The sequence below is a fragment of the Streptomyces agglomeratus genome, assembly GCF_001746415.1.
GTDB lineage: Bacteria > Actinomycetota > Actinomycetes > Streptomycetales > Streptomycetaceae > Streptomyces > Streptomyces agglomeratus.
Genome location: NZ_MEHJ01000001.1, coordinates 1,610,798 through 1,628,430, shown reverse-complemented (window position 1 = coordinate 1,628,430; position 17,633 = coordinate 1,610,798). Strand labels below are relative to the sequence as shown.

The following is a 17,633-nucleotide window of genomic DNA, read 5'->3' as shown; positions in this document are numbered from 1 at the left end:
CGCCCCGCCTACGAGGTGAACGCAGTGACCCGTAACCGTCCCCGCATCGTCGTCGTCGGAGCGGGCTTCGCCGGCCACCAGGCCGCGAGGACCCTCTCCCGGCAGCTCAGGGACAACGCCGAGATCGTCCTGCTCAACCCGACCGACTACTTCCTCTACCTCCCGCTCCTGCCACAGGTGGCCGCCGGCATCCTCGAACCGCGCCGCGTGACGGTCTCGCTGCCGGGGACGCTTCCGCGCGTACGGCTGGTCCTCGGCGAGGCGGACCGTGTCGACTTGGCGGCCCGGCGCGTGCACTACACGGGGCCCGAGGACGACAAGGGCGAGCTGGAGTACGACCGGCTCGTGCTGGCCGTCGGCAGCGTCAACAAGCTCCTGCCGGTCCCCGGTGTCGCCGAACACGCCCACGGCTTCCGGGGCCTGCCCGAGGCCCTGTACCTGCGCGACCACGTGACCCGCCAGATCGAACTGGCCGCCGCCACCGGCGACCCGGACGAGTGCGCCGCGCGCTGCACCTTCGTCGTCGTCGGCGCCGGATACACCGGCACCGAGGTCGCGGCCCAGGGCCAGATGTTCACCGACGCCCTCGTGCGCAAGCAGCGCGCCTGGCGGCACGCCGGGCACAAGCCGCGCTGGCTGCTGCTCGACATCGCGCCGCGCGTCCTGCCCGAACTGGACCGCCGTCTGTCCCGGACGGCCGACAAGGTGCTGCGCGGGCGAGGAGTCGACGTACGCACGCAGACCTCCGTCAAGGAGGCCACCCGTGAAGGGGTCCTGCTGGACGACGGGGAGTTCGTCGACACCAGGACCGTCGTCTGGTGTGTCGGCGTACGGCCCGATCCGCTCGTCTCGGAGGTCGGCCTGCCCGTCGAGCGCGGCCGGCTGCTTGTCGAGCCGACCCTCAACGTGCCCGGCCACCCCGAGGTCTTCGCCTGCGGCGACGCGGCGGCCGTGCCCGACCTCACGCGGCCGGGGGAGTACACACCGATGACCGCGCAGCACGCGGCCCGGCAGGGAAAGGTGGCGGGCCGCAACGTCGCCGCCTCCCTCGGGTACGGCGAGCGGCAGCAGTACAAGCACAACGACCTGGGGTTCGTCGTGGACCTCGGCGGCGTCAAGGCCGCCGCCAACCCGCTCGGCGTACCGCTGTCCGGTCCCCTCGCGGGCGCGGTCACGCGCGGCTACCACCTCGCCGCCATGCCGGGGAACCGGGTGCGGGTCGCCGCCGACTGGATGCTCGACGCCGTACTGCCGCGCCAGGCCGTGCAGCTGGGCCTGGTCCGGTCCTGGTCGGTTCCGCTCGACACGTCCTCGCCGGAACTGGCCAGGGTCCCCGGCGCGCGCGCCCGGGCACAGCAGAGTGAACCCGACGGATGACCACGGGGAGTGACCACAGGGAGTGACATGGACAGCGAACAGCTCATCCAGCTCGGGCAGCAGCTGAGGGTCGACGCGGTGCGGGCCGCCGACGCCGCGCAGTCGGGCCATCCGACGTCGTCGATGTCGGCGGCGGACCTCGCGGCCGTACTCCTCGGCAAGCACCTGCGCTACGACTTCGACCGGCCGGACCATCCGGGCAACGACCGGCTGATCCTCTCGAAGGGTCACGCCTCCCCGCTCCTGTACGCCATGTACCGGGCGGCCGGTGCCGTCGGTGACGAGGAGTTCCTGACCTACCGGCAGCGCGGCAGCCGCCTCGAAGGACATCCCACGCCCCGGCTCCCCTGGGTCGACGTGGCCACCGGCTCGCTCGGGCAGGGGCTGCCGGTCGGCGTCGGCGTGGCGCTGGCGGGCAAGCGGCTCGACCGGGCGCCGTACCGGGTATGGGTGCTCAGCGGCGACAGCGAGATGGCCGAGGGATCGGTGTGGGAGGCCGTCGAGCACGCGGCCCACGAGCACCTCGACAACCTCATCCTGGTCATCGACGTCAACCGGCTCGGACAGCGCGGTCCCACCCGCCACGAGTGGGACCTGGGGGCGTACAGCCGCAGGCTGCACGCCTTCGGCTGGCACACCATCGAGGTCGACGGACACGACGTCGAGGCCGTCGACGCCGCCTTCAACGAGGCCCGGTCGACCACCGGCCGGCCCACCGCCGTCGTCGCGCGCACGCACAAGGGGCGCGGTGTGGCGGCGGTGGAGGACAAGGAGGGCATGCACGGCAAGCCGCTCAAGGACGCCGGGAGCGCGATCGAGGAGCTCGGCGGGCCCCGGTTCGTCCGCGTGGAGGTCCAGAAGCCAGCCGCCACACTGAGTTCCGCCCTGCTCGGCACGCGCGGCGCCGCGCTGACGCTGCCTAAGTACGAGAAGGGCGACGAGGTCGCCACCCGCAACGCCTACGGCGAGGCGCTCGCCGCCCTCGGATCGGCGCGCGGCGACGTCGTGGCCCTCGACGGCGAGGTGAGCGACTCGACGCGGTCGCAGTTCTTCGCGAAGGAGCACCCGGACCGGTTCTTCGAGTGCTACATCGCCGAGCAGCAACTGGTCGCGGCGGCCGTCGGGATGCAGACACGCGGTTACGTGCCGTACGCCTCGTCCTTCGCCGCCTTCCTGACCCGAGCGCACGACTTCGTGCGGATGGCGGCCGTCAGCAGGGCCGGCATCAATGTCGTGGGTTCGCACGCCGGGGTGGCCATCGGCGAGGACGGGCCCTCCCAGATGGGGCTCGAAGACCTCGCGATGTTCCGGGCCGTGCACGGCAGCACGGTCCTCTACCCCTGCGACGCCAACCAGACGGCGAAGCTCGTCGCCGCGATGGCGGAGGGCGACGCGCAGAGCCGCGGCGTGCGCTATCTGCGCACCAGCAGGGGCGCCATGCCGGTCCTCTACGGCCCCGACGAGGAGTTCCCGGTCGGCGGAAGCAAGCTGCTGCGCTCCGGCGACGACGACAAACTGACGCTGCTGGCCGCCGGAGTGACGGTCCACGAGGCCCTGCGGGCGGCGGACTCGCTGGAGCGTGACGGGGTGCCGGTCCGTGTCGTGGACCTGTACTCCGTCAAGCCCGTCGACGAGCGCGCCGTGCAGGAGGCTGCGGAGCGCACCGGCTGCCTCGTGACGGTCGAGGACCACCATTCGCAGGGCGGCCTGGGCGACGCGGTCGCGGAGGTGTTCTCCGACGGCCGTCCGGCGCCGCGCATGGTGCGGCTCGCTGTGGGCAACATGCCCGGCTCGGCCACCGAGCAGGAGCAGCTCGGCGCGGCGGGCATCGACGCCGACTCGATCGTGGCCGCCGTGAAGCTCCTGGCGGAGAAGGTGCTCGTCCTGTGACAGCGCGGCGGGGCGTGGGTGGCGGGGTGCCCTGAACATCCCGCCACCCTCCCCGCGCCGTGCGGGCCTGCCGGGAAGCGGGCCCGCCGTGTCCGTACGACGCCTGAGCGAGGCCGGGAGAGACGATGAGCGACGACACCACGACCGTAAGGGCGGGGCACCGCACGGTGACCGTCCACCGCCCCGGGAAGGTCCTCTTCCCCGACTGCGGTCTCACCAAGGCCGATGTCGCCGGCTACTACCGGCGGGTGGCGGCGTTCATGGTGCCCCAGCTGCGGGACCGGCCGCTGATGCTGGAGCGCCGGCCCGACGGCACCGAGGGCCCGCGCTTCATGCAGAAGGACACACCCGAGCACTACCCGGACTGGGTACGCCGGGTCCGTGTCCCCAAGGAGGGCGGCACCGTCACGCACACCGTGTGCGACAACAGCGCCACCCTCGTCTTCCTCGCCGACCAGGCGTGCCTCACGCTGCACCGCTGGCTCTCCCGGGCCGGCCGCATCGAGTGGCCCGACCGCCTGGTCTTCGACCTGGACCCGCCCGGTGACGACTTCCCGGCCGTACGGGAGGCCGCTCACCGGCTCGGCGAACTCCTCGACCAGCTGCGGCTGCCGTCCACGCTGATGACGACGGGCTCCAAGGGCCTCCACGTCGTCGTGCCCCTCGACGGGAGCACCACGTTCGACGACTCCCGCGCCTTCGCCCGCGAGGTCGCGCAGACCCTCACCGCGCGCCACCCGGACGAGCTGACCACGGCCGTACGCAAACAGTCCCGCGGCGACCGGCTCTTCCTCGACATCGGGCGCAACGCGTACGCCCAGACCGCCGTCGCCCCCTGGTCGGTCCGCCCCCGGGAGGGCGCGCCGGTCGCCGCGCCGGTCTCGTGGGAGCAGCTCGACGACAAGGAACTCACCGCGCGCACCTGGTCGTTGAGGGACCAGGACGGCGTACTGGAACAGGCCCGCACCAACCCCTGGGCGGGCGTCTCCTCCCGGGGCCGCGCCCTGGGCCCGGCGCGCCGGCGCCTGCGCGCCCTGCGCTGACCGCGACCCCCGGGCCCCTCGCGCGGGCACAGCGGCGGCGGCAGGCCGGGCGCGCGATCCCGGCGTTCAGGCGGTCCTGCCGGCCGAGGCGGGGTCGGGGTCGGTCACCGCGCTGAGCGGGGCGGCGATCGACTCCAGACTCCGGCGCTCGCTCTTCACACCGAGCACCGACTCGACCACACCGGCGGCGATCATCAGCGCGGCTCCGATACAGAACGCCAGCGTCGTGTCGGTGCGCTCGCCGCTGCTGACCAGGCCGTTGAAGAGCAGCGGCCCCGTGATGCCGCCGAGGGCCGTGCCGACGGCGTAGAAGAAGGAGATGCACATCGCGCGCGTCTCCAGCGGGAAGACCTCGCTCACCGTCAGGTAGGCCGAGCTCGCCCCCGCCGAGGCGAAGAAGAGCACCGCGCACCAGCAGGCGGTCAGCGTGACGGCGACCCCCGCTGGAAGAGGTACGCCGTCCCGAACAGCAGCAGCCCGGACGCGATGTACGTACCGGCGATCATCGGCACGCGGCCGACGCTGTCGAAGAAGTGGCCGAGGACGAGCGGGCCGAGCAGGTTGCCGACCGCGATCACCGCGAAGTAGTACGCCGTCGAACCGACCGGCACGTCGAAGAACTCGGTCAGGATGACGGCGTAACCGAAGGTGATCGAGTTGTAGAGGAACGCCTGGCCGATGAAGAGCGACAGGCCGAGCGCCGTGCGCCCCCGGTACTGCGCGAACACCGTGCGCACGATGGTGCCGAAGCCGATGGACTTCCGCTGCCGGATGGCGATCTCTTCGTCCGGCACGGTGAGCCGCTTCCCGGTCTCCTCCTCCACCTGCTGTTCCACGCCGTCGACGATCCGGTCCGCCTCGTCCACCCGCCCGCGGACGAACAGCCAGCGCGGGCTCTCCGGCACGTGCCGGCGTACGAGGAGAATCGCGAGACCGAGCACCACGCCCGTCGCGAAGGCGAGCCGCCAGCCCAGGTCCTTCGCGAACAGGTCCGTGTCGAGGAACGCGACCGACGCGAGCGCGCCGAGCGCCGCGCCCGCCCAGAAGGTGCCGTTGATGACGAGGTCGATACGGCCGCGCAGCCGGCCCGGGATCAGTTCGTCGATGGCCGAGTTGATGGCCGCGTACTCGCCGCCGATGCCGAAACCGGTGAAAAAGCGGCAGACGAAGAAGAACCAGGCGGTTTCGGAGAACGCCGTGGCCGCCGTCGCCGCGAGATAGACGGCCAGCGTGATCATGAAGAGCTTCTTGCGGCCGTAGATGTCGGTGAGCCGGCCGAAGAACAGCGCGCCGACGCATGCCCCGGCGACGTACAGGGCAGCAGCCCAGGTAGTCACCTGGGCGGTGGTGATGTCGATGCCGCTGCCTTCCTCGGCGAGGCGGCCCACGATGTTGCCGACGATGGTCACTTCCAGGCCGTCGAGGACCCACACGGTGCCGAGTCCGATGACGATCCGCCAGTGCCAGGGAGACCACGGGAGGCGGTCGAGCCTCGCCGGGATGCGGGTGCGAATCACCCCTGTGTCCGTATGTGTCACGACGCCCGGATACCCCGGCACTTTCGAACAAAGCTCAGGCATCGGGGAGTTTGGACCACGCTTCAGCGGTAACCAGATGACGGAGGCTGAAATGGCAAATACATCAGGTACACCCGAAACCTCTGATGCGTCTGATACGTCGGACGCGTCCGAGAACACCCCCAAGAACAAACAGGGTTCAGCCGGCAAGAAAGAAGGTCTCCCGGGCCCGATGGATGTCCTGCGCGGAGCGCGAGGACAACTGGCGGAACTCACCGGTATGGAGGCCGAGTCGGTTTCGTCCTTCGAACGCACGGAGGACGACGGCTGGATGTTGCGGATCGAGGTCCTCGAACTGGCCCGGGTCCCCGACACGATGAGCCTTCTCGCGTCGTACGAAGTCACGCTCGACGCCTATGGAGCGCTCACCGGCTACCGGCGCGTCCGCCGCTACGAACGCGGCAGGGCGGACCGTTCATAGACACCGACATGAAGGAGGGCCGGTCGGCATGACCGTAGTCCCGGCACAGCAAGGTGGAGGCGGCGGCGGTACCAGCGGCCTCTACGACGTCCTGGAACTCGTCCTCGACCGGGGACTCGTGATCGACGCGTTCATCCGTGTCTCCCTGGTCGGCATCGAGATCCTCAAGATCGACATCCGGGTCGTGGTGGCGAGCGTCGACACGTATCTGCGCTTCGCCGAGGCATGTAACCGCCTCGACCTCGAAACCGGCGCCAACAAGAGCCCCGGCCTGCCCGAGATCGTCGGCGACGTCACCGAATCCGGCGCCAGGGGCAAGTCCAAGGGCGCGCTGTCCGGCGCCGCCGAAACCATCTCGGGCGCCTTCCAGCAGGCCCGCGGCGGTGACGAGGAGAAGGCCGAGTCGAAGACCAGCAGCCGCCGCAGCAGCACGTCCCGCCGGAAGGAGGAGCAGGAATGAGCACGTACGTCTACGGCATCGCCCGCGGCGACCACCCGCCGCTTCCCGAGCCGACGAACGGGGTCGGCGAGCCGCCGATGCCCGTCCGCACCCTCAAGACCGGCGAGCTGACCGCCCTGGTGAGCGACGCTCCCGAGGACCTCAGGCCCAAGCGCCGCGACCTGCTCGCGCACCAGACGGTGCTCGCGGAGGCCGGCGCCGTGGGCGCCGTGCTCCCGATGCGCTTCGGGAGCCTGTCCACCGACGACGAGTCGGTGCGTACGGTCCTCGCCGAGCGCGAGAAGCACTACCTGGAGCGGCTCGACGCGCTCGACCACAAGGTGGAGTACAACATCAAGGCCTCGCACGACGAGGAGGCCGTCCTCCACCAGGTGCTCGCGGACGACGCCGAACTGCGCTCGCTCAACGAGGCCAACCGGGCAGCCGGCGGCGGCACGTACGAGCAGAAGCTGCGGCTCGGCGAACGGGTCGTCGCGGCGGTGCAGCAGCGCGAGAAGCGCGACGGCGAACTGGTGCGCCGCGCCCTGGAGGGAGCGGCGCAGGACGTCAGCCCCGGGCCCGAGAGCAGCGGCTGGCTGGCGAACGTGTCCTTCCTCGTCGACCGTGACCGCACCGCGGACTTCGTGGAGGCGGTGGACGCCCTGCGCAAGGAGCACCCCCATCTCGTGCTCCAGGTGAACGGCCCGCTGCCGCCTTACAGTTTCGTGGAGTGACCCGGCGATGGGCCTCCTGGGAGAACTGCTTCTCCTGCCCCTGGCCCCTGTCCGCGGCACCTCCTGGGTGCTGCGGCAGGTGGTCTCGGAGGCGGAACGGCAGTACTACGACCCGTCGGCCATCCAGCGCGAACTGTCCGCCCTGGAGCGGCAGCTCGACGCCGGGGAGATCGACGAGGCCGAATTCGACCGCCGTGAGGACGAACTCCTCGACCGGCTGGAGAAGAGGAACCCGACGACATGAACGACAGACTGACCATGGGCCTCGCGGCCCGCTCGGGTGAGTACAGCCGATGACGACACCGAACCTTCCCGACCCGTACGGCTCGAACGGCGGCGCGAATCTCGCCGACATCCTGGAGCGCGTACTGGACAAGGGTGTCGTCATCGCGGGAGACATCAAGATCAATCTCCTCGACATCGAACTGCTCACCATCAAGCTGCGTCTCATCGTCGCTTCCGTCGACAAGGCGAAGGAAATGGGCATCGACTGGTGGGAGGACGACCCGTCCCTCTCCTCCGGTGCCCGTCGCCGTGAACTCGCCGAGGAGAACCAGCGGTTGCAGCGGCGTATCGCCGACCTGGAGGCGGCGGCGCCCGCACTCGAAGAGCGCGAGGAAAACCAGGCATGAACGAACTGCGCTATGTGTACGCCGTCACGCGGCCCTTCGACGGCGTCCTCCCCGACGGCGTGCGCGGCCTCGACGGTGAGCCGCCCCGGCTGCTGCACCACGGCGACCTCGTCGCCGTGGTCAGCCCGGTGCCGGCCGGGGACTTCGCCGAGGCGCCGCTCAAGAAGCACTTGGAGGACCTCGACTGGCTCACCGCCACCGCCCGCGCCCACGAGGCCGTCATCGGCGCCATGACCACCGTCACCTGCACCGTGCCGCTGCGGCTTGCCACGGTGTGCGTGGACGACAGCGGCGTACGCAGGCTGCTCGACGCGGGGCACGACCGCTTCCTCCAGACGCTGGACCGGCTGGAGGGGCGGGTCGAGTGGGGGGTGAAGGTGTACGCCGATCCTGAACCGGCGCCCGCCCCGCGGCCGGAGCCGTCCGAGCCGGCCGGCGGCGCCCCCGCGACCGGCCGCGACTACCTGCGCCGGCGCCTCAGCCGCCGTCAGGCGCGCGAGGGCGTCTGGGAGCGCGCCGACGCCCTGGCGCGCACGCTCCACGCGGAACTCTCCCAGCGTGCCCAGGCCGCCGCGCTGCACCGCCCGCAGGACTCCCGGCTCTCCGAGTCGCCCGGGCAGAACGTGCTCAACGCCGCGTACCTGGTGCCGCGCGAGCGCAGCGAGGAGTTCGTGGCGGAGGTCGGCCGGCTCACGCCGGAGGAAGGCGGCGTACGGGTGGAACTCACCGGCCCCTGGGCCCCGTACTCCTTCGCGGGCCATGCGGGCCAGCCGGACACGGCGGGCCAGGCGGGTGCGGCGGACACGGCGGGCAAGGCAGGCGCGGCGGACCGGGAAGAGGCGGCGGGATGAGCCTGCCCGCCGACACCGGCCCGCTCGCCCAGCGCCAGCTCGCCCTCGTCGACCTCCTGGACCGGCTGCTGGCCGGCGGAGTCGTCATCACGGGCGACCTGACACTCCGTATCGCCGACGTCGATCTCGTACGGGTCGACCTCAACGCGGTGATCAGCTCCGTGAGCGTCGACGTGCCGTCCCCGTTCGAGGAGGAGGAGTCCTTGTGAGCACCGAAGCCACCGAAGCCGCCGAAGCCGCCGAAGCCGCTGGAACCACCGGACCCACCGAACCCACCGCAGGGCGCCGCCGGGTGGAGCTCGACGCCGACACCGTCGAGCGCGACCTCGTCAAGCTCGTCCTGACCGTCGTGGAGCTGCTGCGCCAGCTGATGGAACGCCAGGCGCTGCGCCGCGTGGAGACCGGGGACCTCAGCGAGGAGCAGGAGGAGCGGATCGGCATGACGCTGATGCTCCTGGAGGACCGGATGGACGTGCTGCGCACCCGGTTCGGACTCGAACCCGAGGACCTCAATATCGATCTGGGTCCGCTGGGCTCGCTGCTTCCCAAAGGCGATTAGGAACAGGAAAGACGAAAAGGCGGACGGACAGAGAAATGGGGCGGCGGCCCGAAGGCCGCCGCCCCATTCATCTCGAATTACCTACCAGCGGTACCAACGCGACCTGCCTCCCGAAGCCGAAGTGCTGCGCAGCAGGAATCCCAGGAGCCAGATGACCAGTACCGCGATGGCGATGTACCAGAGCACCTTCACCGCGAATCCGGCACCGAAGAGAATCAGGGCGAGAAGAAGAACGAGCAGGATGGGGGCCATTGTGTATACCTCCTGACCGGCGGGTGCCCGCATTTCGTCCTCGTACACTGAAGAGACTGAGAGTTGAAGTGACCGGAAAATCCGACCGCAAAACCCGGATTACCGTCCTGGTGGCGCTCGCCGCCAACCTCGTCATCGCCGCCGCCAAAACGGTCGGCGGAGTGCTGTCGGGGTCTCCCGCCCTCCTTTCGGAAGCAGCGCACTCCTTCGCGGACAGCGTCAACGAAGTCTTCCTGCTCGCCTCACTGAGCCGCAGCCGCCGCCCGGCGGACCGCAAGCACCCGTTCGGATACGGTAAGGAACGCTACTTCTGGGCCCTGCTCGCCGCCGTCGGCATTTTCGTCATGGGCGGCTGCTTCTCCTTCTTCCAGGGCTTCGAAGCACTCGGCGGAGCCGCCGGCAAGGAGTCGCACACCGGTTACGTCGCCGGGCTCGCCGTACTCGGTGTCGCCCTGCTCGCCGAGGGCACCTCCCTGGCCCGGGCCCTCTACCAGGCACACCGACAGCCCGGTTCGGGGCTCGGCAAGGACCCGGCTCTGCGCACGGTCGTCGCCGAGGACGGCACCGCGGTCGTCGGTGTGCTCCTCGCCGCCGCCGGCATGGGCCTGCACATGGCCACCGGTGATGTCGTCTACGAAGCCGTGGCGTCGTTCTCCATCGGTCTGCTGCTCGTGTACGTCGCCTACCGGCTCGGCCGGGACGCCCGCATCCAGCTCGTCGGAGCCGCCGCGGATCCCGAACTGCGGGAGGACATCCGCGCGCTGATCGAGGCACAGCCGGAGATCGACAACGTAGCCGAGCTGCTGACGATGCAGCTCGGACTCGACTCGCTCCTGGTGGCCGCCCGTGTCGACCTGATGCCGGGGCTGGACAGCGAGGAGGTGGAACTGGTCTGTGTACGGATCAAACGGGCCGTGAAAAGGACCTGGCCGCGTGCCGACCAGGTCTTTCTCGATGTCACCGAGGCCCCTTCCGATTCCCGGGGTGAGCCTTCCCGAAGGGGGCGGGCCGAGGTCTCTACTGAGGAAGCGGACGGTAGACGGTGAGTGCTTCGTCGGCCTTGTCGATGACGAACTCCGGCGGCGCCGGGGCCACTTCACCGTCGTACGCGAGCAGCGTGCCCTTCGCGAGACCCGAGATCCACACCCGGCGCAGCCGCTGCGCCGCGTGCACGGGGGAGCGGCTCAGCGGCCCCGCGAGCGCCGCGGCCAGCAGCCGCAGGCCGGGGAGCCGCCCGCCGTGCACCACGCGCACGTCGAGCAGCCCGTCGGCCAGGTTGTGCCGCCGGCCGGGCGTGGGCCCGAAGCGCTGGTACATGCCGTTTCCCGCGAACAGCATCCACAGCGCGCGCCGACGCCCCTTGTGCTGCCCGATGTCCGCCTCCAGCGGCCGCTCGGCGCGCAGCACCTCCACCGCGGCCAGTACGCCGGCGGGCCAGCCGCCGATGCGCGGGGCCCAGTGCTCCCTGATCCGTACCAGCTCCGGATAGACGCCGAGGCTGAAGGTGTTGAGGAAATGACCGGGCTCGCCGTCCGGTCCCGGACCGGGCGTGAACCGGCCCAGGTCCACCTTGACGGCGTCGCCCGCCGTCAGGGCCCGGCAGGTGTCCTGGACCTCCTCGATGCCCAGGTCGTACGCGAAGTGGTTCAGCGTGCCGCCGGGGAAGACGGCGAGCGGAACCTGGTGCCGGACGGCGACGACGGCGGCCTGGTTGACCGTGCCGCCCCCGCCGCAGATGCCGAGCGCCCGGCCCTGCTGCGCCGCCTTCTCCAGCTCGGCCGACAGTGCGTCGGGCTCGCACTCGACGACCTCGGCGCGCGGCAGGGCGTCCCTTACCAGCGCCGCCTTGGCGGCGGCGGAACCGGACCGCTTGTTGACGACGACGATCAGGCCCTGTCCGGCCGGCAGCGCCGGCGCTTCGGTGTACGGCCGGCCGGGCGCCGGGATCTGCGCCCGCGTCGGTACGAGTCCGCGCACCGCGAAGGCCGCGCCGACGCCCAGCGCCGCGCCGACCAGCACGTCGCTCGGATAGTGCGCGCCCGTATAGACGCGGGAGAAGGCCACGGACGCCGCCACCGGCGCCACGACAGCGCCCCACCCCTTCGACTCCAGCGCGACCCCGGTCGCGAAAGCCGCCGCGGAGGCCGAGTGGCCGGAAGGGAAAGAGGTCGTGATCGGCTGCCGCTTGAGCTGACGGATCAGCGGCACGGCGTCCAGGACGGGCCTGCCGCGGCGTACGGAACGCTTCCCCACCGTGTTGACGGCGAGCGAGGCGAGCGCCAGGGAGGCGACGCCGCGCACGGCGGCGCGCCGGGCACGGGTGCTGCCGCCGACGGCCGCTATCCCGGCTGCGGCACCGAACCACAGCACGCCGTGGTTCGCCCCGTGGCTCAGGCGCGGCAGGACGCGGTCCCCGCCCGGCCAGTGGTGGGTCGCCACGCCGTGGAAGAGCGCCCGGTCCCGGGCGCTCAGCCAGGCGGCGATCCGCCCCGGGGCCCGGGGCGGGACATGCGTGTGCGGTGAGTGCGCAGAAGACATGGCACGCGAGTACCCGGCGCGACGCCTTCCGAATCCAGCGGCACCCCGACAGCCCCGCCCCGGTACGCGGCTGTGCCGCGGAACCCGGCCCCGGTGTTACGTTCCGTCCGGCCGCGACCACCGCAGCAGCGCGCCGAGTCCACCCGAGGGCCCGGCCTCCGAAGCGCCGTCGCCCGGGAGCACCCGGATCGCCTCCGCGCCGGCCATGGCGGCCGAGCGCAGCAGCGCGTCGTCGGCGCGGGCGGTGTGCGGCTCGCCGTCGCTCAGGGAGCGCGCGTCCGACCGCCGTACCGCGAGCTGGTGGGGTTCGTCGCCCACCCACACCTCACGGCCGGCGTCGGGCCCGTCGGGATCCACCAGCAGCTCCGAGATCCGGTGTTCGCGCGCCGCGTCCACGAGCGCCGGCACACCCTCGGCCGCGACGACGATCCCGCCGTCCGCCGAGGGGTCGCGCGCGGCTCGGAAGCGCTCCAGCTCGGCGGCCGCCCGCGTACGAGCGTGTTCCCGCCTGAGCCGTTCCACGTCCTCGTCCAGCAGCCGGGAGTCCGACCCGGCCGACCGGCCGCCGTGGTCCGTCTCCACCGTCAGAGGCAGGAGCCGGTGCGGAAGCGCGTCGTGTACGGCGCGGCGCTCCCGCTCGTCGCCCGCCAGGACCACCAGACCCGCGCGGGTCTCCTCCTGACAGTCGCTCAGCGCCTCGGCCGTCTCCCGGGCGTTCTGCTCCCAGGTGTTCTCGGCCCTGTCCTGGAAGTGACGTCCGGACCGGTCGTCGCTCGCGGTGCGGTGCACCGGCCGTTCCCCGCCGTGGATCTGCCCGGCGGGGCGGCTGCCGAGCGTGGTCCGCAGCTCGAAGTCGGCGCCCTTGCGGTCGATGTACGCGACCAGGCAGACAGGCTCCTCACCCGCCAGACCGAGCAGCGGCGCGACCCGCGGCAGCACGGACCAACTGGTCACGGGGGCCGGTAGGCGGTTGGCCAGCGGCGGGTCCAGCACCACTTCGCCGCCCCACGCGAAAACGGCGCGGCCCGCGGGCGCCGCCCCGTGGGTGTACGAGGCCAGGGCGTCGTAGACGGCGTACCCCGTCGCCTCGTCGGCTCCCTGCTCCAGCAGGTCGCGGCGGGCCTGGCGCGCGTGCAGCTCGCGCCGTTCCGGGGTGGACTCGTCGACGGTCGACGTATCGGCGTAGACGGATGCCCACGGGCCGGGACGTTCGTACAGTGGGGTGAGGAATGAGAGGTCCATTGCTCCCTCCGGGATGTCTGGCAGGACGTGCGGGCCGAGTACCCGAAGGTGAACCATGAACACCATGGACTCGAACCAGAACCCGCTCCTCACGCGCCACAGCGAAGCGCTCGCCCTCTTCGGCGGCCACGTGCACGCTGTACGCGAGAACCAGTGGCAGGCGCCGACGCCCTGCACCGACTGGTCGGTGCGCGATCTCGTCAACCATCTGACCCTGGAACAGCTGTGGGTCCCCCCGCTGGTGACCGAGCAGCGCCCCACGGAGGAGGGGGCCGGCGGTTCCTTCGGCTTCGATCCCGAGGGTGACGTGCTGGGCGACGACCCGGTGGCGGCCTGGGACAGGGCGGCGGCGGACGCCCGCGAGGCGTTCGGAGCGCCGGGGGCGCTGGAGCGGACGGTGCGGCTGTCGTACGGGGAGACCCCGTGCTCGGCGTACTGCTCGCAGATGGTGGCCGACCTGGTGGTCCACGCCTGGGACCTGGCGCGGGCGATCGGCGCGGACGAGCGGCTGCCCGAGGACCTGGTGAACTTCGCGGTGCGCGAGGTGGGGCCGTACTCCGCCGAACTGGAGAAGAGCGGTCTGTTCGCCGCTCCGGTGGAGCCGCCCCCCGGAGCCGACGTACAGACCAAGCTGCTCAACCTCCTGGGGCGCCGCGTCTGACGCCCCGCGGGAGCCGGCGGGTCAGGGCTTGGCGGCCCGCGCGAACTCCTCGGTGAAGGTGGCGCAGAACGCCTTGAGGTCACCCGGCTTGCGGCTGGTGATCAGCGTGGCGGGGGCGGCCTCACACACCTTCACCTGCTCGTCGACCCAGGTGCCGCCCGCGTTGCGGATGTCCGTACGCAGACTGCGCCACGAGGTCAGGGTCCTGCCGCGCACGACGTCCGCCTCGACGAGCGTCCACGGGCCGTGGCAGATGGACGCGACCGGCTTGCCGGCGTCGAAGAAGGCGCGTACGAACTCCACGGCCTTCTCGTCCATGCGCAGGAAGTCCGGGTTAGCGACGCCGCCGGGGAGGACCAGGCCGCCGTACTCCTCCACCGACGCGTCGCCGACCACCTGGTCGACGGGGAAGGTGTCGGCCTTGTCGAGGTGCTGGAACGCCTGGATCTCGCCCGGTTTGGTGGAGATCAGCCGGGGGGTGTCGCCCGTGTCGCTCACCGCCTTCCAGGGCTCGGTGAGTTCGACCTGCTCGACGCCCTCCGGCGCCACGAGGAAAGCGATCCGCATCGTGCTTCCTTCCTGGAACTGCTGTAGTGCTGCTGTACGGGTGTACGGGTGCGCTGCGGCGGCGGTACAGCGGTGCTGCCGCTGCCGCTGCCTCAGACGACGGTGCCGGGGCCCGCGCTCGGCGCTGCCCGGCTGATGTCGGCCAGCGCCGACCGCGGGTCCTGGAACTCCGCGAGATCACCGAGGCTCACCACTCCGAGCGGGCGCCCGTCCTCGACCACGGGAAGCCGCCTGACGGCGTGCTGCCGCATCAGGGTGACGGCCGTCGACACCTCGTCGTCCGGTCCGACGCACACCGGCGCTGGCGTGCACACGGACTCGGCGTTGACCGTGAGCGGATCGAAGCCGTCCGCGACCGCGCGCAACGCGATGTCCCGGTCGGTGAGCACACCGATCAGCCGGTTGTCCTGCGCCACCAGCACATCACCGATGTCCTGCGCGCGCATCAACTGCGCCGCTTCCACGAGGGAGGCGTCGGGCCGTACGGCCGCGACGCCCGCTGTCATGACTTCCCGCACGAACTGGGCCATGGCTGTCCGCCTCATCTCTTCACTCGCTCTCGGCTACCGGCGCGGGTACCCGTGGCGAGGGCGGCAAACATGCGCGCAACGGTGGCGCGCGCGGGTGTTTGGGCCCCGCCGTACGGGGGACCCGGTGCGCGGCCGAGAGGCCACTTGGGAGAACAGGGATGGGTCTCCGGGCGCGTTCCCGCACCGCTTCGAACGGCGGCGGCGCGGGAACGCGCCCGGAGTGCTGTCGGCGCGCGCCGGTTCCGGCGCCGCCCGGGGGTTTGCCCACCGCCGTGCTGGTGACCCGGCAACCAGGCCGTCCCACGGAAGGACAGGGCCATGGTGGGCTTGACCGTCCTGATCCCGGTATTCGTTCCGGTTCTCATGCTGGGCGTGATCATCGCGCTCGGCCGCTACGAGGAGTTCATACTTTCGACGCAGGCGAAGGGGCGTCACCGCCACCGCCGGACAGGCTCGGTCACGAGCCCGTCCGGCGACTGAGCCGGGGCGGCGGACCGTCAGTCGTCCGCGCCCGGCCTGGGGCTGCCCGGCAGGAACTCCTGGAACTTCGACTTCAGCCCCTGCTTCATCACCGCCGCCCCGTCCGGGTCACCCTTCAGCAGCGCCGAGGCCATCGACTCGATCTGCTCCCACGTCGCGTGCGGCGGGACCGGCGGCACCGACGGATCGGTGACGAAGTCCAGTACGACGGGGCCGTCGGCCGCGAGCGCGGCCCGCCACGCCCCCTCGACCTCCTCCGGCTTCTCCACCCGGATCCCGGTGAGGCCGATCGACTCGGCGAACGCCGCGTACGACACATCGGGCAGCGACTGGGAGGGCAGGAACGACGGCGATCCGCCCATCGCCCGCAGCTCCCACGTCACCTGGTTCAGGTCCTGGTTGTTCCAGACGGCGACCACCAGCCGCGGGTCCTCCCACAGATGGCGGTACTTCGCCACCGAGATCAGCTCCGCCATGCCGTTCATCTGCATCGCGCCGTCCCCGACGAGCGCGATCGCGGGACGGTTCGGATGCGCGAACTTCGCGCCGATCGCGTACGGCACACCGCACCCCATGGTCGCCAGCGTCCCCGACAGCGACGCGCGCATGTCGCCGCGCAGCCGTACGTGGCGCGCGAACCAGTTGGTCGCCGACCCCGAGTCCGCCGTCACCATCGCGTGGTCCGGCAGCAGCGGTGACAGCCGCGCCGCCACGTACTCCGGATTGATCGGGTCGGCGGACAGGGCGGCCCGCCGCTCCATGATCTCCGTCCACCGCTCGACGGCCGCGCAGATCTCGTCGAACCAGTCGCGCGACTCCTGGCGGCGCAGCAGGGGAATCAGCTCGCGCAGCGTCGCCCGCGCGTCACCGACCAGGTTCACCTCGTACGGATAGCGCATCCCGATCATGTGCGGGTCGATGTCGATCTGCACGGCCCGCGCCTTGTCGAACTCGGGCAGGAACTGGGAGTACGGGAAGCTGGAGCCGATGGTCAGCAGCGTGTCGCAGTCGCGCATCATCTCGTACGAAGGACGGGTGCCCAGCAGCCCGACCGAGCCCGTGACGTACGGCAGCTCGTCCGACAGCACGTCCTTGCCGAGCAGCGCCTTGGCGACGCCCGCCCCGAGCAGCTCCGCCACCTCGGCGACCTCGGCCCGCGCCCCGGCGGCGCCCTGACCCACCAGGATCGCCACCTTGTCGCCGGCGTTGAGCACGTCCGCCGCCCGCCGCAGGGCGTCCGGCGACGGCATCGCGGTCCAGCTGGTGCGGTCCAGGCTGGAGGGGACCATCTTGAAGGCGTGCGGCGGGGGCGTGTACTCCAGCTCCTGCACGTCCGCCGGCACGATGACCGCGGTGGGACAGCGACGGGCGTACGCCGTGCGGATCGCCCGGTCCAGTACGTTCGGCAGCTGCTCCGGCACGGTCACCGTCTCGCAGAAGTCGGAGGCGACGTCCTTGAACAGCGAGTGCAGGTCGACCTCCTGCTGGTACGAGCCGCCCATCGCGCTGCGCGCGGTCTGACCGACGACGGCCACCACGGGCACATGGTCGAGCTTGGCGTCGTACAGGCCGTTCAGCAGGTGGATCGCGCCGGGCCCCGACGTCGCGACGCACACGCCGAGCCGGTTCCCGAACTTCGCGTAGCCCACCGCTTCGAAGGCCGACATCTCCTCGTGCCGGGACTGGATGAAACGAGGGGCGTCGTCTGCGCGCTCCCAGGCCGCCAGCAGGCCGTTGATGCCGTCACCCGGATAGCCGAAGACGCACTCGACTCCCCATTCGCGCAGGCGCGACAGGATCCGGTCGGCAACGTCGGTGCTCATATGAGGGGCCTCCTACG

At 71.4% G+C, this 17,633-nt stretch carries 20 protein-coding genes and 1 pseudogene; 14 read left to right on the top strand and 7 right to left on the bottom strand.

What is annotated here, in order from left to right:
- Positions 1-24 precede the first annotated feature (24 nt).
- The 3 genes from AS594_RS06740 to ligD all read left to right on the top strand — a co-directional run bounded on the left by AS594_RS06740 (position 25) and on the right by ligD (position 4,310).
- Positions 25-1,377, top strand: a complete 1,353-nt coding sequence (locus tag AS594_RS06740) for an NAD(P)/FAD-dependent oxidoreductase (RefSeq protein WP_206281708.1) — start codon at positions 25-27, stop codon at positions 1,375-1,377.
- Positions 1,378-1,404: 27 nt separating this feature from the next.
- Positions 1,405-3,267 (top strand): transketolase, encoded by a 1,863-nt coding sequence (locus tag AS594_RS06735; RefSeq protein ID WP_069926157.1) that lies wholly within the window; start codon positions 1,405-1,407, stop codon positions 3,265-3,267.
- Between the two features lie 125 nt (positions 3,268-3,392).
- Complete coding sequence (gene ligD, locus AS594_RS06730; RefSeq protein WP_069933284.1) at positions 3,393-4,310, top strand: non-homologous end-joining DNA ligase; 918 nt, start codon at positions 3,393-3,395, stop codon at positions 4,308-4,310.
- Positions 4,311-4,376: 66 nt separating this feature from the next.
- Here ligD and AS594_RS06725 read toward each other — a convergent pair.
- Positions 4,377-5,890 (bottom strand): annotated as a pseudogene (locus AS594_RS06725) (MFS transporter).
- A 49-nt stretch (positions 5,891-5,939) separates the two neighbouring features.
- On the opposite strand from AS594_RS06725, the gene AS594_RS06720 reads away from it, so the two are divergent.
- The 8 genes from AS594_RS06720 (at position 5,940) to AS594_RS06685 (ending at position 9,523) form a co-directional block, all read left to right on the top strand.
- Positions 5,940-6,308 (top strand): gas vesicle protein GvpO, encoded by a 369-nt coding sequence (locus AS594_RS06720; RefSeq protein WP_079144754.1) that lies wholly within the window; start codon positions 5,940-5,942, stop codon positions 6,306-6,308.
- Positions 6,309-6,336: 28 nt separating this feature from the next.
- The gene (locus AS594_RS06715) at positions 6,337-6,768 is read left to right on the top strand and encodes a gas vesicle structural protein GvpA (RefSeq protein ID WP_069926153.1); all 432 of its coding nucleotides are present in this window, start codon (positions 6,337-6,339) and stop codon (positions 6,766-6,768) included.
- Positions 6,765-7,481, top strand: a complete 717-nt coding sequence (locus tag AS594_RS06710) for a GvpL/GvpF family gas vesicle protein (RefSeq protein ID WP_069926152.1) — start codon at positions 6,765-6,767, stop codon at positions 7,479-7,481. Before AS594_RS06715 ends, AS594_RS06710 begins: the two co-directional genes overlap by 4 nt.
- A 7-nt stretch (positions 7,482-7,488) precedes the next feature.
- On the top strand, positions 7,489-7,725 hold the full coding sequence (locus AS594_RS06705; protein ID WP_069926151.1) for a gas vesicle protein GvpG: 237 nt from the start codon (positions 7,489-7,491) through the stop codon (positions 7,723-7,725).
- Between the two features lie 49 nt (positions 7,726-7,774).
- Positions 7,775-8,113 (top strand): gas vesicle protein, encoded by a 339-nt coding sequence (locus tag AS594_RS06700; RefSeq protein WP_069926150.1) that lies wholly within the window; start codon positions 7,775-7,777, stop codon positions 8,111-8,113.
- Entirely contained in the window at positions 8,110-8,964 is an 855-nt protein-coding gene (locus AS594_RS06695) for a GvpL/GvpF family gas vesicle protein (protein WP_069933286.1), read from the top strand. Before AS594_RS06700 ends, AS594_RS06695 begins: the two co-directional genes overlap by 4 nt.
- Entirely contained in the window at positions 8,961-9,173 is a 213-nt protein-coding gene (locus AS594_RS06690; RefSeq protein WP_069926148.1) for a gas vesicle protein, read from the top strand. The genes AS594_RS06695 and AS594_RS06690 overlap by 4 nt, the downstream gene beginning before the upstream one ends.
- 83 nt (positions 9,174-9,256) lie before the next feature.
- On the top strand, positions 9,257-9,523 hold the full coding sequence (locus AS594_RS06685) for a gas vesicle protein K (RefSeq protein ID WP_069930322.1): 267 nt from the start codon (positions 9,257-9,259) through the stop codon (positions 9,521-9,523).
- 81 nt (positions 9,524-9,604) lie between these two features.
- Here AS594_RS06685 and AS594_RS06680 read toward each other — a convergent pair whose 3' ends face one another.
- Positions 9,605-9,775, bottom strand: a complete 171-nt coding sequence (locus AS594_RS06680) for a hydrophobic protein (protein ID WP_069926147.1) — start codon at positions 9,773-9,775, stop codon at positions 9,605-9,607.
- A gap of 68 nt (positions 9,776-9,843) precedes the next feature.
- Between AS594_RS06680 and AS594_RS06675 the strand changes: the two genes are divergently transcribed.
- Positions 9,844-10,821 carry a cation diffusion facilitator family transporter gene (locus AS594_RS06675; RefSeq protein WP_069933287.1) on the top strand — a complete coding sequence of 326 codons (978 nt, stop codon included), beginning with the start codon at positions 9,844-9,846 and terminating at the stop codon, positions 10,819-10,821.
- Here the strand turns inward: AS594_RS06675 and AS594_RS06670 are convergent.
- Both AS594_RS06670 and AS594_RS06665 read right to left on the bottom strand, forming a co-directional pair.
- On the bottom strand, positions 10,793-12,313 hold the full coding sequence (locus AS594_RS06670; protein WP_079148691.1) for a bifunctional phosphatase PAP2/diacylglycerol kinase family protein: 1,521 nt from the start codon (positions 12,311-12,313) through the stop codon (positions 10,793-10,795). The two genes, AS594_RS06675 and AS594_RS06670, sit on opposite strands and share 29 nt — an antisense overlap.
- Before the next feature lie 96 nt (positions 12,314-12,409).
- Complete coding sequence (locus tag AS594_RS06665; RefSeq protein ID WP_069933288.1) at positions 12,410-13,555, bottom strand: baeRF2 domain-containing protein; 1,146 nt, start codon at positions 13,553-13,555, stop codon at positions 12,410-12,412.
- A 55-nt stretch (positions 13,556-13,610) separates the two neighbouring features.
- Here AS594_RS06665 and AS594_RS06660 point away from each other — a divergent pair, with 55 nt between their 5' ends.
- Positions 13,611-14,216, top strand: coding sequence for a TIGR03086 family metal-binding protein (locus AS594_RS06660; protein ID WP_069933289.1), 606 nt, complete (start codon positions 13,611-13,613; stop codon positions 14,214-14,216).
- A gap of 21 nt (positions 14,217-14,237) precedes the next feature.
- Here AS594_RS06660 and AS594_RS06655 read toward each other — a convergent pair whose 3' ends face one another.
- Together AS594_RS06655 and AS594_RS06650 are read right to left on the bottom strand one after the other, a co-directional pair.
- On the bottom strand, positions 14,238-14,783 hold the full coding sequence (locus AS594_RS06655) for a type 1 glutamine amidotransferase domain-containing protein (protein ID WP_069933290.1): 546 nt from the start codon (positions 14,781-14,783) through the stop codon (positions 14,238-14,240).
- A 92-nt stretch (positions 14,784-14,875) separates the two neighbouring features.
- Positions 14,876-15,313 (bottom strand): CBS domain-containing protein, encoded by a 438-nt coding sequence (locus AS594_RS06650; RefSeq protein ID WP_069926142.1) that lies wholly within the window; start codon positions 15,311-15,313, stop codon positions 14,876-14,878.
- Positions 15,314-15,631: 318 nt separating this feature from the next.
- Here AS594_RS06650 and AS594_RS44510 point away from each other — a divergent pair, with 318 nt between their 5' ends.
- Positions 15,632-15,793: a hypothetical protein gene (locus tag AS594_RS44510; protein ID WP_167367991.1), complete on the top strand. Its 162-nt coding sequence runs from the start codon at positions 15,632-15,634 to the stop codon at positions 15,791-15,793.
- Positions 15,794-15,810: 17 nt separating this feature from the next.
- On the opposite strand, the gene AS594_RS06645 is transcribed toward AS594_RS44510, so the two are convergent.
- The gene (locus AS594_RS06645; protein WP_069926141.1) at positions 15,811-17,616 is read right to left on the bottom strand and encodes a thiamine pyrophosphate-requiring protein; all 1,806 of its coding nucleotides are present in this window, start codon (positions 17,614-17,616) and stop codon (positions 15,811-15,813) included.
- Positions 17,617-17,633: the final 17 nt, after the last annotated feature.

What these genes read in the sequence shown, in the direction of transcription:
- AS594_RS06735 (WP_069926157.1), top strand. Translation starts at nt 1,405, where the DNA reads ATGGACAGCGAACAGCTCATCCAGCTCGGGCAGCAGCTGAGGGTCGAC.
- ligD (WP_069933284.1), top strand. Translation starts at nt 3,393, where the DNA reads ATGAGCGACGACACCACGACCGTAAGGGCGGGGCACCGCACGGTGACC.
- AS594_RS06720 (WP_079144754.1), top strand. Translation starts at nt 5,940, where the DNA reads ATGGCAAATACATCAGGTACACCCGAAACCTCTGATGCGTCTGATACG.
- AS594_RS06715 (WP_069926153.1), top strand. Translation starts at nt 6,337, where the DNA reads ATGACCGTAGTCCCGGCACAGCAAGGTGGAGGCGGCGGCGGTACCAGC.
- AS594_RS06710 (WP_069926152.1), top strand. Translation starts at nt 6,765, where the DNA reads ATGAGCACGTACGTCTACGGCATCGCCCGCGGCGACCACCCGCCGCTT.
- AS594_RS06705 (WP_069926151.1), top strand. Translation starts at nt 7,489, where the DNA reads ATGGGCCTCCTGGGAGAACTGCTTCTCCTGCCCCTGGCCCCTGTCCGC.
- AS594_RS06700 (WP_069926150.1), top strand. Translation starts at nt 7,775, where the DNA reads ATGACGACACCGAACCTTCCCGACCCGTACGGCTCGAACGGCGGCGCG.
- AS594_RS06695 (WP_069933286.1), top strand. Translation starts at nt 8,110, where the DNA reads ATGAACGAACTGCGCTATGTGTACGCCGTCACGCGGCCCTTCGACGGC.
- AS594_RS06690 (WP_069926148.1), top strand. Translation starts at nt 8,961, where the DNA reads ATGAGCCTGCCCGCCGACACCGGCCCGCTCGCCCAGCGCCAGCTCGCC.
- AS594_RS06680 (WP_069926147.1), bottom strand. Translation starts at nt 9,775, where the DNA reads ATGGCCCCCATCCTGCTCGTTCTTCTTCTCGCCCTGATTCTCTTCGGT.
- AS594_RS06670 (WP_079148691.1), bottom strand. Translation starts at nt 12,313, where the DNA reads ATGTCTTCTGCGCACTCACCGCACACGCATGTCCCGCCCCGGGCCCCG.
- AS594_RS06665 (WP_069933288.1), bottom strand. Translation starts at nt 13,555, where the DNA reads ATGGACCTCTCATTCCTCACCCCACTGTACGAACGTCCCGGCCCGTGG.
- AS594_RS06660 (WP_069933289.1), top strand. Translation starts at nt 13,611, where the DNA reads ATGAACACCATGGACTCGAACCAGAACCCGCTCCTCACGCGCCACAGC.
- AS594_RS06655 (WP_069933290.1), bottom strand. Translation starts at nt 14,783, where the DNA reads ATGCGGATCGCTTTCCTCGTGGCGCCGGAGGGCGTCGAGCAGGTCGAA.
- AS594_RS06650 (WP_069926142.1), bottom strand. Translation starts at nt 15,313, where the DNA reads ATGGCCCAGTTCGTGCGGGAAGTCATGACAGCGGGCGTCGCGGCCGTA.
- AS594_RS44510 (WP_167367991.1), top strand. Translation starts at nt 15,632, where the DNA reads ATGGTGGGCTTGACCGTCCTGATCCCGGTATTCGTTCCGGTTCTCATG.
- AS594_RS06645 (WP_069926141.1), bottom strand. Translation starts at nt 17,616, where the DNA reads ATGAGCACCGACGTTGCCGACCGGATCCTGTCGCGCCTGCGCGAATGG.